The organism is Paenibacillus sp. J5C2022 (assembly GCF_025567625.1).
Taxonomy (GTDB): Bacteria; Bacillota; Bacilli; order Paenibacillales; family Paenibacillaceae; genus Pristimantibacillus.
Genome location: NZ_JAOQJC010000007.1, coordinates 46502 through 61736 on the forward strand (window position 1 = coordinate 46502; position 15235 = coordinate 61736).

Here is a 15235-nt window from a genome sequence, read left to right on the forward strand (position 1 = left end):
GTGTGTTGCCGAACCTTATTCCCGTCTATTCCCAAGCGAATGGAGCTTGCCACAGACTTCTGCGGGACGTCGTAATCGCCGTAGCACCCGCAGTGAGCGCATCCCGCACATGCTGCTCCGTACGGATTAAACCACCGGCAATGACCGGCACGCCGCTGCGCTCCTTCACTTCCGCAATGATATCCGGCATGACGCCGGGCAGCACCTCGATATAATCCGGCTGCGTCTTCTCCAGCAGCTTGTAGCTCCGCTCCAGCGCGTCGGAATCGATCAGGAACAGCCGCTGGATCGCCATCAGCCCGTTCTGCTTCGTTCTGGCGATGACGCTCGCCCGAGTCGAGATCAACCCCGCCGGACGAATCGACTGGCAGAGATATTCCGCTGCGTACTCGTCATTTTTCAGCCCGTCGATCAGGTCCGCATGCAGCAGAACCTTCTTCCCGCTTCCTCGCGCTAGATCCACCATTCCCTGCAATTGCCCCACATGTCCGCCCAACAGCACCATGTAGGTATAGGGGGAGGCGAGAATCGCCTCCACATCCTTTCCCTTGCGCGCGGCAGGCAGTATGCGTTGCCCATCCGGCAGAACCGGCATAACCATCTCCTCCTACTGTAGCGCTAGCTGTCCGCCGCCTCCAGGCCCGCCGTCTCCTCATCCAACAGCTTCTGCAGGAACGCTGGCAGCGAGAAGCAGCGGCGCAGCAGATCCTCGTTCGCATAGATCGCATCCTTCTCGAACGCCAGCTCATCCGGATTCGGAAGCTCCTGCTTGGAGCCGATTGTGAAGCTCCATAATCCGCCGGGATACGTCGGCACAACAGCCGTGTAAAGCCCCAGATGCGGGAACAAGCTGCCGATGCGCTCATACGACTGCTTCATCACTTCCTGATGAAGAATGGGCGACTGGCTCTGGCAGACCATCAGCCCGTCATCCTTCAGCGCGCCCTGCAAATTTTCATAGAAATCGAGCTCGAACAGCATCTGTGCCGGCCCGACCGGATCGGAGGAATCCACGATAATGACATCGTATTCCTCGCACTTATCCTGCACGAACTTCACGCCGTCCGTATAATGATAACGAATGCGACTATCCGACAGATTGCCGGACACCTCCGGCATATATTGCTTGGAAGCGCGAACGACAGCTTCGTCGATCTCCACCATATCGATCCGCTGCGCTTCCTCGTATTTCGCAACCTCCTTCGCCACGCCACAATCTCCGCCGCCGATAATGAGGACGGATTCGGGATGCGAATGAACGGTCATCGGGACATGTGATATCATTTCATTGTAAATATGCCCATCCATCGAGGTCGTCTGCACGACGCCGTCCAGCACAAGCATAGGGCCGAATTCGTGTGAGTCCAATACCATGACATGCTGATACGGGCTGTCTTCCTCGAATAATACATCCTTAATGCGATAACTGATCTTCAGATTATCTCGTTCGTCCTCGGTCAGCCACAGTCCACCCTGTGAACGATGTAAGTACTTTGGCAACCGTTCCATTGTCAACCTCCCCCAAGTCTATCCGTAATCTCTACCATTGTAACAAAAATCACACCGGAACCGTTACCCCTTCACCAGCAAAGTTCGCAGACGATTGAGTGCGCTTGCCAACTCCTGTCCTCTGGGCAGCGCAAGATCGCCGGGATGCTGGCCATAATGGGGGGATACCGCATCCAGCCCCTTCTCCTCAATCAGTCTGTACAGCTTGTCTATAATAGACGGAATGCTTGTATCGCCATCTGCATACCGGCCTGCCGTGCAGGTCAGCATGCAGGCGATCGCCCTCGTCTGGCTGCTGTCCACCAGTTGCTCCACGGCAGTCAGATCAATCTCGCTCGTTCCGTACAGAATGCGGTCCAGCCCCTTCGCATCCACCTTCTCTCTCCTGCCGCGGGTCGCATCGAAGCTTCCCGGCATAATGATGCGCGAGGTCACGCTCCCGAAGCTAGCTCCGCCCTCCGCCTCCCGCTGCGTATCGACCTCCGCCGCGATGGCACGCGCTTCCTCCGTCACATCCGCCGGCTTATACTCATCCAGCATAATAACCGTATCGGCAATGTGGAAGTAGTCGCCCGATCCGCCCAACACGAGCACGGTAGAGACGCCATGCTGTTCATTGAGCAGTCTGACCTTATCGACGAACGGCGTAATCGGCTCCTTCTCCTTCGCCACCAACCGCTGCATGCGCGCATCGCGGATCATGAAGTTGGTCGCGCTCGTATCCTCGTCGATCAGCAGCGTCCTCGCCCCGGCTTCCAGCGCCTCCATAATGTTCGCCGCCTGAGAGGTGCTGCCGCTGGCATCCTCGCTCGTGAAGCGGACGGTGTCCTTGCCGTGGGGCAGATTGCGAATGAACGGCGAGATGTCGACCTTCCTGATGCTCCTTCCGTCTTCCGCTCTGATCTTGCAGGCCGTCGCATCCGCTATGACATACTCCCGTCCGTCGCCCGGTACATGATTGTACACGCCGCGTTCCACCGCCTTGAGCAGCGTACTCTTGCCGTGATAGCCCCCGCCGACGATAAGCGTCACCCCTTGCGGCACCGCCATGCCGCGGAGAGGCTCCCGATGCGGCAGCGGAATCTGCACCTCCAGCGACGGCGGCGAAGCGAACGGAACGACATCCCTCCCCTTCAGCGGACGATTGCTCACGCCGCTCTCGCGCGGCAGCACCGCTCCGTTGGCGACGAAGGCGACATAGCCTTGCTCCCGCAGGAAGCGGCGAATCGCCTGCTGCTGGTCGGCAAGCTCCAGGTGCGCTTGCAGTCGCCCGCGGTCATAAGTCCGCAGCGCCTTCAGCACAATGCCGGGCGCATGCTCGCACAGCAGCTTCGCCGCTTCATGGCCCAGCACCGACCTTCCCGCAGCAGGCAGGCCGACGCTAAGTCGCACTTCAATGCCATCCTTCGTGATGACAACCGCTGTCCGCTGCAGCACCTCTTGGCCCGGGGCATCGACAGCGATCAGGCCGCTCTTCCCGTTCCCTCTCACGCGTACGCTCGCCCTGCGTATCCCTTCGGCCACATTGCGCGCGAAGAAGTCCTCCGCTGCGATCCGCCGCCATGGTGTAGTGAGCCAGCCCGCTTCCGCTTCCCGCTTGACGGCAACCCTGATCCGAGATGGGGAAGCGAATGGATCGCCTTGCACATAATCGATATGCAGCGTGCAGTCCGGCCCTTTATATGTACCTGCAATGTCCTTATAGGCTTTATAGCCGCGTCCGTTGATACGATGTAGCGTTTGTGTTAACTTTTCCATCTCTATATGACCAACTCTCCATATATAGTATAATCATATTATTACCACAACTATATATAGCGAACAAGGGAAAGCGAATCCTCCTTCTACAGAGAGAACAGCTTGGCCCGGGAATGGGAGGACATCTGAGTTGAAACGAATATGCATCTATGCGGGATCGAACAGCGGCGTCTCGCCAATGTACGGCGAGACGGCGGAACAATTGGGAAGAGTAATGGCCGAGCGGGGCATCGCGCTCGTCTACGGCGGATCAAAGTACGGCTTGATGGGGCGCATAGCGGATACCGTGCTGAAGCACGGCGGCGAAGTCATCGGCGTCATGCCGACGGGATTGTTCAAGGGAGAGATGGTGCATACGGGACTGACGGAGCTTAGGGAAGTAGCCAATATGCACGAGCGCAAAGCGCTTATGCTGGAGCTCTCCGATGCATTGATCGCCTTGCCTGGCGGGCTTGGCACCTTCGAGGAGCTGTTCGAGGCAATGAGCTGGTCACAGCTCGGCATCCATCGCAAGCCGATCGGCCTATTGAACTGCGAGCAATTTTACCAGCCGCTCTATGCGCTGGTGGAGCATGCGATAGACGCCGGCTTCGCCCGCGAATCGAACAGGAACCTGTTCGTCATGGACGAGCAGCCGACCGCGCTGGTCGACAAGCTGGCAGCTTTCGAGCGTCCAGAGCTGGAGAATAAGTGGCAGAATTAATACAGGAGGGACCCGTGCGCATCGAGTTGCGTCCGGGTCCCCATTTGCATTTCGAGCCGGGAAGAATGATTTGAAGACAGTTGGGGTTTGAAGCCACAGGAACACTTGTAGGTTCTATTCCTTGCTTGATTCCGTTCTCCGCACGCAGGACACTTCTCGTCGTTCAGCTCCCTAAATATCTCCAGTGTGTTCTGAAATTGGCGGGTTCCAAGTGAGCATATCGTAGACAACCCTTTTGCCCAAACAGGTAAGTACAATGAGATGTGGTAATCGAAACCTTTTTTTGAATATATTCGTCAATATTATGAAGAGATAATATTAGCTGAGAGGAGGGAGACTTTGAAGAGAGTAAAGTTGATTGCTACTATTATTACTGCTCTAGTTATGGGCGGTGGATTAGCAGTTGGCTATGCCCAATATGCTAACAGTGATTCTACACCTACTAAAATTAGTAGGTCAGAATATCAAAGGATGGCCCAAATTGTGATAGATTTTAATAAGGGTATGCTACCAATTTCAGCACTTAAAGATGCTCAGCTCCTTATCGAAAGAGAGCCATATGCGATATCAAAGAAAGTCAGAGCTCAATTAAAATTTGAAGATCAAAAATAAACACATACATAAATACACTGGTACCCCTCCATGGACTGATCACTTTGAAAAACAGGTGTGCGGGCTGCGGGCTGTGGGTACTTTTTTATGGATGGCGGATCAGGGCCGGACTGCAATGCCGTCGGCATGTATAGACGTCCGGAACAGCATATCCAGCTCGTCATCCAGATCAGCGCCGCCCTTATCGCACTTGCCCGCTTCTATCGTTAACTCCTCTAACATTTTCTCCACATAATCGTTAATGGCATGAAGCTTCGATTCCATATCCAGCTCTTCCCCCGCCATCTTCCGCGCCAACAGCCGCTCCACCGTCCCCCTCAGCTCTCCGTCTGCAGGAAGCAGTTCTTCCACCAGCTCCATGAAAGCCATAGGCGGCATTGCATCAAATCGCAGAATCCACTTGCAAGCCAATATCGGACGCAGCACGTAGAAGTACTTTTTCACCCGCACACGCTCGCCTTGCAAATAGTCCCGGTAATTCCCCTTGGCCATATGCAGATAATGGTGCATGCACGATCTTGGCGAGAAAGTCCGGCTCGCAAGCTGGCGCACTTGCGCTGCAAAGCTGCCGTTCTCCCGGTAAATGATCGGAGACTGCAGCCATTCCAGCAACGGCGGATTGGACTTCCGGAACAGCTGCAGCGCCTTCCTGACATCCCACCCGCTTATATCCAGTTGATCGCTTATCGGACGCTCGATCACATCCCGTCTGTCGAAGATGGACAGATACCATTCCACAGGACGCGAATAGATGAACCGTACATCGTAATCGCTGTCCTTGGAAGGAAATCCCCACGCCCGGCTGCCGGATTCGCACGCATACAGAATGCGAACTCCTTCTTCCCGCTCCAGCCGTTGCAGTTCACGCCCAATCTCTTCCTTCATTTTCACATCCACCATACTTTCCTCCTCCTCCATCATATGTATAACCTTATTTTGCACAGAGAAGACGTTCGCGTACATGGCGAAAGTATAGCGAAGAACGAAGAATGAAGCAGCGTAGAATATTCAGGCAGAGAGAATCCGCTCCACTTTCCACCCATTGAATGCTGCTACAAAGAGCTTGTTTTCACCTTTTCCAACTGCACCGTTGCCCCCTTCGCATCCGCGAATCGGATCGTTAACTCCGTTAATCCGTGTTCCGGCAAGAGGGCGTACCATAGCGAATATCCTCCATGCACGCTATCTATCACGACTGCCTGCTGTAGTTCCAGTTGTTCGCCTGACAGTTGCACTTGCGCCACTGAAGGATTCATCAGCACACCATACACAACCGGCACCGGCAGTCCCGACTTCTTATCGGCATAATGAGCAATGACAGGCTGCGAGCCTTCCGCAACCATCTTTTCATACTCATCCGCTGATAGAAAATCAATCTTTATATCGCCGCCGCTCACCCACTGTCGAGTGTTATTGCTCAAGTAGCCGAGCTCCCAGACCATTCCTTTCCGATCATAATCGATGACATTGGTAAACGTTAATACCCCTTCTTCACCTATAGGATGCTTATGTAGCAACACTCTCTCCGGGGGGCGATACTCCTTATGAATCTGGGCCAATATTTGTTCGTCGGTCAGCCTGCCGCCTGCCAAAAGTCCCACACGTTCAGACTTAATCTCCAGAGTAAATGCCAGTACAGCAATACTCATTGCCAGACAAATCGGTACAATCCACTTCAACACATATTTCTTCCGCTTCCCTTCGCTCGCCAAGGCTATCTTCTGCTGGATAGCATGAACCTGCTCATGCGCAAGTCTCGCTTCATACGGTCCGCTCGCAAGACGATCCTCCCACTTCACCATAAGCGTTCCTCAACCTCCTCGAATCTTTCTTCTCATATGCGTCCTGGCACGGTTCAACCTGGACTTCACCGTTCCTTCTGCCACATTCAGAATTCGGGCCGCTTCCGCAATGGACAGACCGTACCTCAGCTCCAGAACAAGCACCTCGCGATAATGCCGAGGCAATGACAGCAGTGTACGCCAGATTTCATCCAGCATGACGCCTTGAAAATACTCCGATTCAGCCGAAGCTTGTTCTCCCACTTTACGGTTTGCGGGGAAGGACACCATCTTGCGGATAAAAGCGGAACGCTTGTAATTCATCGCCTGATTTCTGCAGATTTTCAGCAGCCAGGTCTTCACCGTCGACTCTCCTCGAAAGCTCTCCAGAGACAAGAACGCCTTAACAAACGTATCTTGCGCGATATCGTCGGCAGCATCGTACTTATTCGTCAGAACAAAGGCAAAGTTCCATATGTCTTTCCAATATTTCCTGACGAGCGATTCGATGACATGCGGCTGAACGTTGTCTGTTGTTTTCAGGTACTCCTCCTCCACCCGTTTTCCACCTCCAATAAACAGACACATAAGAGTACAATAAGTTCCCGGTTTATCGATAGTGAAAAAGAAAAACCTCTTGCGAGGTTTCCAAGTCATGCCTATTGGCGCCTGCTGAGCACGCATCACCTGATCAGTTCCACGCTGTTGCGCTTCGCGTTCCAGCGCACTTCTGTACCGTACAGAGCAGCTACTTTGGTTAAAGGAAGCCAAATCTCCCCTTCGCCGGTCACCGCCCACCCCCACTCCTTGGGCATGCTCTGGCCGTCAATGTTCATGATGTAGTCGATGTCATGGCTTAGCGACACTTTGCCGCCTGCCCCGATCAACCGTCTCATCACTTCCTCCGGCGAGTCCGTACTGTTCCCGCAATCGAAGCGGTAGGCGTTCGCATCCGCTCTGGCCGTCAAGCCGTGCCTCACCGTGAATGTATGCTGAATGTCAAGCTTGCCGATCACCTCCAGCACATGCTCATTATACGCGCCGTACGGATAAGCCAGCAGACTCCTCTCATTGCCCAGCTCCTCCTTCAGCCGCTGCTCGGCCAGAGACAAATCTTGCGTTATCCGTTCCATGTAGGCCTCATCCGTCTCTAACTGCCCTTCCCGCACCCGATACAGCGGATTCGCGAGCACAGGCTGCCGCTCTCCGGCTGCATTGACTTCGGCGTAGTAGTGGGAATGATACGTATGGCTGTAGAAGCTCATTCCCGCAGCCTTCATCTCCCTCATCTGATCCCAGCTCAGCCTGGGAAGCTTCTCGTTCGCTTTACTTATGAGCGATACGATTACGAAGTTGGTCGCCGTATAGCCATAGTCCTGCAGAATGGGATAGGCTTTCGAATAGAAGCTCTCATACCCGTCATCGAATGTGATCAGCACGGCATTGGGAGGCACAGGTGCTCCTTCTTCTTTGAACCGGATATAGTCCTCCATGCTAATGACATGAAAGCCGTACTCGCGAAGCAATCCCATCTGCTGCCGGAAGGCTTCGGTCGACAAAATGTGGTCCGCCTCAGGCTCATCCTGAATTTCATGGTACATCAGAATGGCAACCCTGTCGGTATAATAGACGCCGTCGCTGGTCACATGGCGCATTCCTATATTCACATCCGCAGAGAACGCCGATTCGATAAAAGCCGGTATCGCCATCAGCTCGCCGTGAAGAAGACGTATCCCTTGCGCGGAAGCGTCCAGAATGCGGCCATTCATTGTCACGAGGAACGAGTCCGGTCTCGGTTGTATAGTTGCGAGCCCGCCGGCCATGGCAGGAAATGCGATTAATGCGATTCCGATGACAATGGCCGCAACCCTGCCGGTCCCTTCCCTCTTCTCATCGGGGAACAGCTTGCCGAAGACCATCCATGACCAGGGGAGAATACGTGCCAGCATAGACACCATTCCCCAGGAGGCAAGCAGCATGAACAGAAATCCGCCCCCATGCCAGAGATGAACAAGCTTGCTGTTCGACGTCTCGGGCGGAAAGTGCTTATAGATGAATAGGGGGAGCGGATGGAACAAGTAAATGCCAAGAGCGAAATGTCCTAATCTCCGCAGCAACGCAACCGGCTTGTGCCACGCACGCCGATGGAGCCCATGGGCCAGCTGAAATACGATGATCGATGCCGTAATCGTGTGCGCTTGCCATGCCGCTTCAAACAACAGTTCATGGTAATATACACCTTGCACGCGGGCAGCATGCCATAAGTATACATGGAGCAGCCCCGCACCGATTCCCGTAATCCATATGGCGGTCCACTGTGCGATTCGGACCCGCGTAACATCGCCTTGCCGATGCATGAGCCAGCCGGCCAGCTTCGGGTAATAGATGCCCGCATATGCGCCCAGCAGCAAGCAGGACATATATCCCGGCAGCCACGCTCCTTGACCGGGCATGTCCAGCACATAGGATCTCAGCAGGAAATAAGCCCATTGTATCGCCAATCCGATCGGAACAGCCCATCGCGCAACGGCCTCCTTGCGCTTCATTACCCATAAGAAAGCAGGGAACAGCAAGGCGAACTGCAGGCCCACCCAGAAGGGATGCAGATGAGAGTAGCCGTTCCCTGCGACCATCACCCGCCAATAGCCCTCTATGAACGCTATGGGAGATTGTTCCCGATAGAATAGAACATGGGACATAATGAAATAGATGAACGAGAACAACGCATATGGCAGGAATAGATACTTCAAGCACTGCTTATAATACTGAACAACCTGCTCTCTGTTAAACGGAGCTTCATAGTATGTATAGAATAAAGAGAAGCCCAATAACGTGAGCAATAGAGGCGTACCTGCCCCCAACATGACGTTAATGAGATTGTATACGGCGTAAAAACCGGAATCTTGCATGGCCGGCAAAGCCGATGAAGCAGACTGTGCGGCCAGAACGGCAATGATTGCAATCCCTTTGGCCGTCCCCAACTGGGGGAGTCTTTCCCTTGAAGCCATCCTTTCAAATCCTCCCTGATGATCACTTCTGCACGGCTAGTCTTTTCTTGTTGTTTACATGGTCAAGCGTACCTTATTTTCAAGTTTTGGTAAATATTCAATTGTCAGATCGATCCCATAATAAGAAAAACGCCTAGCGGCGTCCTCCCCTCTTGCTACGCATGCCCCCTTTTCGGCGCTCCAGTGTAGGATTCATACACTATTTCGGCTCGAACGACCCTTTTCAGCACTCTAGTGTAGGATTCATACACTATATCGGCTCGAACGCCCCTTTTCGGCGCTCTAGTGTAGGATTCATACACTATTTCGGCTCGAACGACCCTTTTCGGCGCTCCAGTGTAGGATTCATACACTATATCGGCTCGAACGACCTTTTTCGGCACTCCAGTGTAGGATTCATACACTCATATGGCCCGTACGCTCCTTATCGGCATAACCCCCACAAAGTGGGGCTCCGATTCGAAGCTTACTGAGGTACTTTGCAGGGGACCCCGGAACTTATAATTTCTATATTTCCAAAAAAAGCCTCCTCAATATCCTTCTACAAGGACAATAAAGGAGGCTTCTTAATGAAGCTTAACAACAATTACGCAACGATTCTGGGCAATCTCGTCTGGAACGTCGTGACGCGATCGTCGCTAATTGCCGTAATAGTACCGCCGTGACCTTCAATAATGCTCTTCGCAATCGCAAGACCCAGCCCTGTTCCTCCGCTCCCCTTGGTACGGGAGCTGTCGACCCGATAGAATCGGTCGAACAGGAACGGCAGTGCCGTCGACGGAATGGGATCGCCATAATTGCTGATGTTGATTACGGCATGCTCCGCTTCGGACACAATGTCAATGTCGATGTATACACCCTTACGACCGTATCTGATCGCATTGGAGATCAGATTCTCGAAGGCGCGCGCAAGATTATCGCCGTCCGCCGAGACGATCAAGCCCTCTTCCACTTGACGAATGCGGCATTCCATCTGCGCAGCTTCGAAGCTGGGGACGAATTCCTCCGTCAACTGGCGTATGAAGTTCGCAATGGGCAGCTGCTCCCGCTTCAACGGAAGCCCGTTGCTCAGCCTCGTATATTCGAACAGATCGTCGATCAACTTCTTCAGCGACAGCGTCTTCTCATAGGCGATATTGACATAATACCTGAGTTCGAGCTCATCTCTATGCCGGTCATTCTCGATCAGCTCAAGGAAGCCCAGGATAGATGTAAGCGGCGTGCGCAAGTCATGGGATACGCCCGTGATCAGATCATTCTTCGTCTTCTCCGCCATACGCTCTTCCTGAATGGACTTGTATAGCCGAGCGCTCATCCGGTTGATACTGTCCGCCACTTCACCAAGCTTGTGCTTGTCCCGAACCGGCAGCTCATGACGAAGCTCTCCTCTGGAGATCTCGTCCAGTCCTCTTGTAATATCGCGCAAGTCTTGATTCAGCTCCGCAGCGAGCTTGTTGATAGCTTGCGCAATGTCCTCCAGCTCGTCCCGGGAATGCACGGATACCGATATATCGAAGTTCCCTGCCGCCATCTCCTTCAGTCCGTCCTTTAACCTGTTCAGTCTGTTCATGGCTGGACGGCTAAGCAGATTATAGCTAAAGACGAATACGATACAGCCGAACAATATCGTAAGCGGCCTATACCCGATTTTATTTTTCAACCATCGGAATAACTGCTCCGCTAATGGAAATTGAACGAGAAATTCCGCAAGCAAGGAGAGAATAAGCAGCAAAAACGCCGTAATGGCGGCACTGGCCACAAAGTAAAGAAAAAACTTCCAACGGAGAGAAAGCGAAAAGAAATAGTTTTTCATGACCCCTCCTACAAAGACTCCATTTTATAGCCGATGCCCCATACCGTCTTAATATATCGGGGGGTGCGCGGATCGCTCTCAATCTTCTCCCTCAGCTTGCGGACGTGTACCATCACCGTATTTTTGGATTCCATGAACGGCTCGTTCCATACCTCCTGATAAATCCGCTCCATGCTTAGTACAATGCCCTGATTCTCAGCGAGCATCCGCAAGATGGCGAATTCGCGCGGAGTAAGCCTCACCGGCTCCTCCTCCACCGTAACCGAATGCGTCAGCACATTAATGACCAGACCATCGATGACAATCTCGTAATCGGGCTTCTTGGCTGGCCCGTTGTTCAATCCGTTGTACCTGCGAAGCAGGGACTTGATGCGGGCCATCAGCACAAGCGGATTGAACGGCTTCGTCTCGTAATCGTCAGCTCCGACACTAAGCCCCGTAATCTTGTCCATATCCTGCCCTTTGGCGGACAGCATAATGATCGGCGTATCCCGCTCCTGGCGTATTTTCATACATGCCTGTATGCCGTCCATATGGGGCATCATGACATCCAGAATAATTAGATCGACATGGTGATTCTGAAGAAGCTCCAGCGCTTCCAGCCCATTGGAGCCCTTTAACAGATGGTACCCCTCATTGCGCACGTAGATTTCCAGCAACTCGACAATCTCTTTCTCATCGTCTACCAGCAATATGGTTTTCCCAGACATTCTCCTAGCTCCCTCTCTTCCGATACGTTGCCAAGCCGGCCAGCAATAACCGGTTTATCTGTATGGTTAAGAAAAAGGATATCGCACTTTCCAGCATTCTACAATGCCTTCACCATACCACCGTCCACGAGCAGAGATTGACCCGTTACATACGTATTGGCGAATGATCCGTAGAACGCGACCATGCGGGCGAACTCCGCAGGATCGCCCAATCGTCCCAGCGGAATCTGTGCTATCGCTTGAGCTTGGACCTCCTCCATAGAGCGGCCGATCTCCTTCGCCTTCGCTTCGTCCAGCTGCAGCAGACGGTCAGTCGCGATTCTGCCCGGCGCCACCGTATTAATAAGAATGCGGTCGCCAGCCAGTTCAGAAGCGAGGCTCTTCGTCAAGGCGGCGATGCCGGCACGGAAGACGTTGGACAGCAAGAGACCGTCAATCGGCTGCTTGACCGAAGAAGAAGCCAGATTGACGATCCGGCCTTCGCCAGCCTTGCGCATATGCGGCAACGCCTCCCGAATGAGCTTGATGGCGCTCATCAGGCAGAGCTGGAATCCGCGCTCCCAATCCTCATTCGCAAGCGTAGCGAAGGTACCGGGCGACGGGCCGCCCGTATTCGTTACCAGCACATCGATGCCCCCATGCGCCGAAGCCGCCGCTAACACAGCTTGGCGGATGTCCTCCTCCCGGAATACATCCATCTGCACGATTTCCACCTTGCTGCCCGTCGCCGCATGAATATCATCCCGGGCTGCTTCCAGTTGCTCCAGGCTTCGGCTCGCGATAGTTACCTTCGCTCCTTCGCTGGCGAAGGCAAGCGCGCTCGCCTTGCCAAGCCCTTTGCTCGCTGCCGCCACGAACACCGACTTGTCCTGCAATCCCAAATCCATATCCCCACACATCCTTTGCTGATCATGGTTATGCGGACGGACCTGTCTCAAGCTCCGGGGATTCATTGCCGTCCCTGATGCTCTTGAAGCGGTAACCGCCTCGCCTTTGTAGCCATTATCGGCTGTAACAAGCTGCGCGTCAAGGCAGCGCCAGCTTACCCATTACCGTAGGACGGCCGGCACCTGTCGCCGTAGGAACATTGTTGTTGTGGCCAAGCAGACAAGCGTGCCCCAGCAAAGCGAAGATGATCGCTTCCTTGGCGTCATCGTTGACGCCAAGTGCGCTTGCCGTCGTCACATTCACCTCGGGCAGCAGCGATTGGAGCAGCGAGAGCAATGTCTTATTGTGCGCTCCTCCGCCACTGACGATGACTTCATCGATCTGGCAACGGGGCATGACGAGCTTGCGGCATGCGTCCGCAATCGTATGCGCCGTGAAGGCCGTTGCCGTCGCGATGATGTCCGCGGGAGGCAGGTGGGAGACGCGCTCCAGCAAAGCGACGGCGTACTCCGCGCCGAACATCTCGCGTCCCGTAGACTTCGGCGGCGGCAGCCTGAAGTAGGGATGCGTCATCAGCTCTTGCAGCAGCGCTTCATCCGCCGTCCCTTCGGCTGCCCACTTGCCGCTCTCGTCATAATGCAGACGCCCGTCGGATAAGGCATGAACGAGACTGTCTATGACCATATTGCCCGGTCCCGTATCGAAGGCCAGCAACTGGTGCATCGAAGCGTTGGGCGGCAGCACGGTACAATTGCCAATGCCGCCAATATTCTGAAGCAGCCGCCCCTTCTCGGGATGGCGGAACAGCACCAGATCGCCATAGGGCACAAGCGGAGCACCTTGCCCGCCCACCGCCATATCGGCGGGGCGGAAGTCGCCTATGGCAATTACGCCCGTGCGCTTGGCGATGACGGACAGGTCGCCGAGCTGCAAGGTGGAGCTTGGCAGATGAGGGACGCCAGGCACGGCATCCGGCATATGCCAGGCCGTCTGTCCGTGCGAGCTGATGAAGTCGATTTCCTCCATCCGCATGCCGGCTTCCTCCACAGCTTTCAGCGCTGCGTCAGCGAACAGCTCGCCCAAGTAAGCGTTCAAGCCGCATACCAGCTGCACGTTCGAACGCTGCGGATCGCACAGCTCCTTCAATGTACCGCGCAATGCATCGTCATAAGCCTTCGAATAAAAATGAAGGAGCCGTACCTGAGACTCCAGGCCGCTCCCTTCAATTCGTACGATCGCAGCATCCACTCCGTCAAGCGATGTTCCCGACATCAGTCCCACGGCCGTTACGACAGATTTGTCATTTTCCCATTGCAACAAGTTATCACTCCTCTTTACAAACTTCCCTGCTCCAACCGATGCCACATAACCTGCAGCCCCAAGTCAGCTGCTTCCCACTCTCCAGCCGAGGATTCATCGCTTGCAGACCCGTACACGCACACTTCTGGCGCTCCAGCCTATGCCACTTACCCTGCAGCCCCAAGTCAGCTGCTTTCCTGCTCAGTCCATGCTACTTGCCTTCCTTCAAGCCGTCCAGAGCCAGCAGAACGGCGCCATACGCCGCATCGTGCCGAGCGGATATACAACGCACTTCCGGATGCCGGCTTGCCAGCCGCTCGACGAACGCATCTCTCACGTAGCGGTTATGAACGAGCACGCTGCCTGCCAGCGCCAGTTCGCCTTGAGACAGCCCCAGCCGCCCGATAACGGCCGAAGCCAGCTCCGTCAGCGCCTCCGCACTTCGCTCCACGATGCCGAGAGCCGCTTCGTCTTCGGCATCGCAAGCCTCCGACAGCAGAGGGGCAATCGCCGCGATCTCGCCTTTGCTTCTCTCCTTGGCATATACGTAACCGACCAGCTCCTGCACGCTCGACATTTGAAGCCTGTCGAATACCAGCTTCTTTATGCGCGTAGCGGGAAGGCGGCCGTCCTCGGCCCTCACGATCGCGGACAACAGCTCGCGCCCAATGCTGTAGCCGCTTCCCTCATCGTCGATGAGATGACCGAAGCCGCCAGCGCGATGGCTAATGCCCGAAGCCACCCTGCCGTAACAGATAGATCCCGTTCCAGCAATCAGGATCATGCCGTTCAGCCCGCCATGGGCGCCGCACAGCGCTGTCTCATGATCGCCGACCAGCAGCACCTCGCTTGCATAACCGCCCTCCCGAAGATATTCCATCAGCCTGCCGCTTGCGGCCGGATTGCTGATGCCTGCAGCTCCAACACAGATGTGAGCGCAAGCATCTAACGTACTGCACGCTTCAGCGATCTCTCCGCATATCGCCAATACTGCCGCACGCACGCTTTCATCGCTTAATCCATTGCCGTTAAGCGGTCCTGCCGTGAACGTACGCACGACTGCGCCCCGCTCATCCGCTATCGTGACGGCCGTCTTCGTGCCTCCGCCGTCAAGCCCTGCCACATAACGCATCCCCGCATCACCTCTGCTACGT

At 54.7% G+C, this 15235-nt stretch carries 14 protein-coding genes; 2 read left to right on the forward strand and 12 right to left on the reverse strand.

Going from position 1 to position 15235, the window contains the following annotated elements:
* Positions 1-25: 25 nt before the first annotated feature.
* From M6D81_RS07675 to M6D81_RS07685, 3 genes are all read right to left on the reverse strand, one after another.
* Positions 26-595 carry a glycerol-3-phosphate responsive antiterminator gene (locus M6D81_RS07675; protein WP_262676265.1) on the reverse strand — a complete coding sequence of 190 codons (570 nt, stop codon included), beginning with the start codon at positions 593-595 and terminating at the stop codon, positions 26-28.
* 23 nt (positions 596-618) lie between these two features.
* A complete protein-coding gene (gene speE, locus M6D81_RS07680) occupies positions 619-1509 on the reverse strand; it encodes a polyamine aminopropyltransferase (protein WP_262676267.1) in 891 nt (296 codons plus the stop codon).
* A 63-nt stretch (positions 1510-1572) separates the two neighbouring features.
* Positions 1573-3267 (reverse strand): ABC-ATPase domain-containing protein, encoded by a 1695-nt coding sequence (locus tag M6D81_RS07685; RefSeq protein WP_262676268.1) that lies wholly within the window; start codon positions 3265-3267, stop codon positions 1573-1575.
* A 130-nt stretch (positions 3268-3397) separates the two neighbouring features.
* On the opposite strand from M6D81_RS07685, the gene M6D81_RS07690 reads away from it, so the two are divergent.
* Together M6D81_RS07690 and M6D81_RS07695 are read left to right on the forward strand one after the other, a co-directional pair.
* Complete coding sequence (locus M6D81_RS07690) at positions 3398-3970, forward strand: LOG family protein (protein ID WP_262676269.1); 573 nt, start codon at positions 3398-3400, stop codon at positions 3968-3970.
* Positions 3971-4309: 339 nt separating this feature from the next.
* Complete coding sequence (locus M6D81_RS07695; RefSeq protein ID WP_262676270.1) at positions 4310-4582, forward strand: hypothetical protein; 273 nt, start codon at positions 4310-4312, stop codon at positions 4580-4582.
* A 99-nt stretch (positions 4583-4681) separates the two neighbouring features.
* On the opposite strand, the gene M6D81_RS07700 is transcribed toward M6D81_RS07695, so the two are convergent.
* The 9 genes from M6D81_RS07700 to M6D81_RS07740 all read right to left on the reverse strand — a co-directional run bounded on the left by M6D81_RS07700 (position 4682) and on the right by M6D81_RS07740 (position 15213).
* The gene (locus M6D81_RS07700) at positions 4682-5482 is read right to left on the reverse strand and encodes a nucleotidyltransferase domain-containing protein (protein WP_262676271.1); all 801 of its coding nucleotides are present in this window, start codon (positions 5480-5482) and stop codon (positions 4682-4684) included.
* A gap of 152 nt (positions 5483-5634) precedes the next feature.
* The gene (locus tag M6D81_RS07705; protein ID WP_262676272.1) at positions 5635-6384 is read right to left on the reverse strand and encodes a hypothetical protein; all 750 of its coding nucleotides are present in this window, start codon (positions 6382-6384) and stop codon (positions 5635-5637) included.
* 9 nt (positions 6385-6393) lie between these two features.
* Entirely contained in the window at positions 6394-6921 is a 528-nt protein-coding gene (locus M6D81_RS07710; protein ID WP_262676273.1) for an RNA polymerase sigma factor, read from the reverse strand.
* Between the two features lie 125 nt (positions 6922-7046).
* On the reverse strand, positions 7047-9371 hold the full coding sequence (locus M6D81_RS07715) for a polysaccharide deacetylase family protein (RefSeq protein WP_262676274.1): 2325 nt from the start codon (positions 9369-9371) through the stop codon (positions 7047-7049).
* A 586-nt stretch (positions 9372-9957) separates the two neighbouring features.
* A complete protein-coding gene (locus M6D81_RS07720) occupies positions 9958-11184 on the reverse strand; it encodes a sensor histidine kinase (RefSeq protein ID WP_262676275.1) in 1227 nt (408 codons plus the stop codon).
* Positions 11185-11192: 8 nt separating this feature from the next.
* Complete coding sequence (locus tag M6D81_RS07725; protein ID WP_262676276.1) at positions 11193-11894, reverse strand: response regulator transcription factor; 702 nt, start codon at positions 11892-11894, stop codon at positions 11193-11195.
* Positions 11895-11992: 98 nt separating this feature from the next.
* Positions 11993-12781 carry an SDR family oxidoreductase gene (locus tag M6D81_RS07730; RefSeq protein WP_262676277.1) on the reverse strand — a complete coding sequence of 263 codons (789 nt, stop codon included), beginning with the start codon at positions 12779-12781 and terminating at the stop codon, positions 11993-11995.
* A gap of 139 nt (positions 12782-12920) precedes the next feature.
* Positions 12921-14102, reverse strand: coding sequence for an anhydro-N-acetylmuramic acid kinase (locus M6D81_RS07735; protein WP_262676278.1), 1182 nt, complete (start codon positions 14100-14102; stop codon positions 12921-12923).
* Between the two features lie 190 nt (positions 14103-14292).
* Positions 14293-15213: an N-acetylglucosamine kinase gene (locus M6D81_RS07740; RefSeq protein ID WP_262676279.1), complete on the reverse strand. Its 921-nt coding sequence runs from the start codon at positions 15211-15213 to the stop codon at positions 14293-14295.
* Between the last annotated feature and the right edge of the window lie 22 nt (positions 15214-15235).

Coding starts and splice junctions, on each gene's coding strand:
- M6D81_RS07675 (WP_262676265.1), bottom strand. CDS start 595: ATGCCGGTTCTGCCGGATGGGCAACGCATACTGCCTGCCGCGCGCAAG.
- speE (WP_262676267.1), bottom strand. CDS start 1,509: ATGGAACGGTTGCCAAAGTACTTACATCGTTCACAGGGTGGACTGTGG.
- M6D81_RS07685 (WP_262676268.1), bottom strand. CDS start 3,267: ATGGAAAAGTTAACACAAACGCTACATCGTATCAACGGACGCGGCTAT.
- M6D81_RS07700 (WP_262676271.1), bottom strand. CDS start 5,482: ATGGTGGATGTGAAAATGAAGGAAGAGATTGGGCGTGAACTGCAACGG.
- M6D81_RS07705 (WP_262676272.1), bottom strand. CDS start 6,384: ATGGTGAAGTGGGAGGATCGTCTTGCGAGCGGACCGTATGAAGCGAGA.
- M6D81_RS07715 (WP_262676274.1), bottom strand. CDS start 9,371: ATGGCTTCAAGGGAAAGACTCCCCCAGTTGGGGACGGCCAAAGGGATT.
- M6D81_RS07720 (WP_262676275.1), bottom strand. CDS start 11,184: ATGAAAAACTATTTCTTTTCGCTTTCTCTCCGTTGGAAGTTTTTTCTT.
- M6D81_RS07725 (WP_262676276.1), bottom strand. CDS start 11,894: ATGTCTGGGAAAACCATATTGCTGGTAGACGATGAGAAAGAGATTGTC.
- M6D81_RS07730 (WP_262676277.1), bottom strand. CDS start 12,781: ATGGATTTGGGATTGCAGGACAAGTCGGTGTTCGTGGCGGCAGCGAGC.
- M6D81_RS07740 (WP_262676279.1), bottom strand. CDS start 15,213: ATGCGTTATGTGGCAGGGCTTGACGGCGGAGGCACGAAGACGGCCGTC.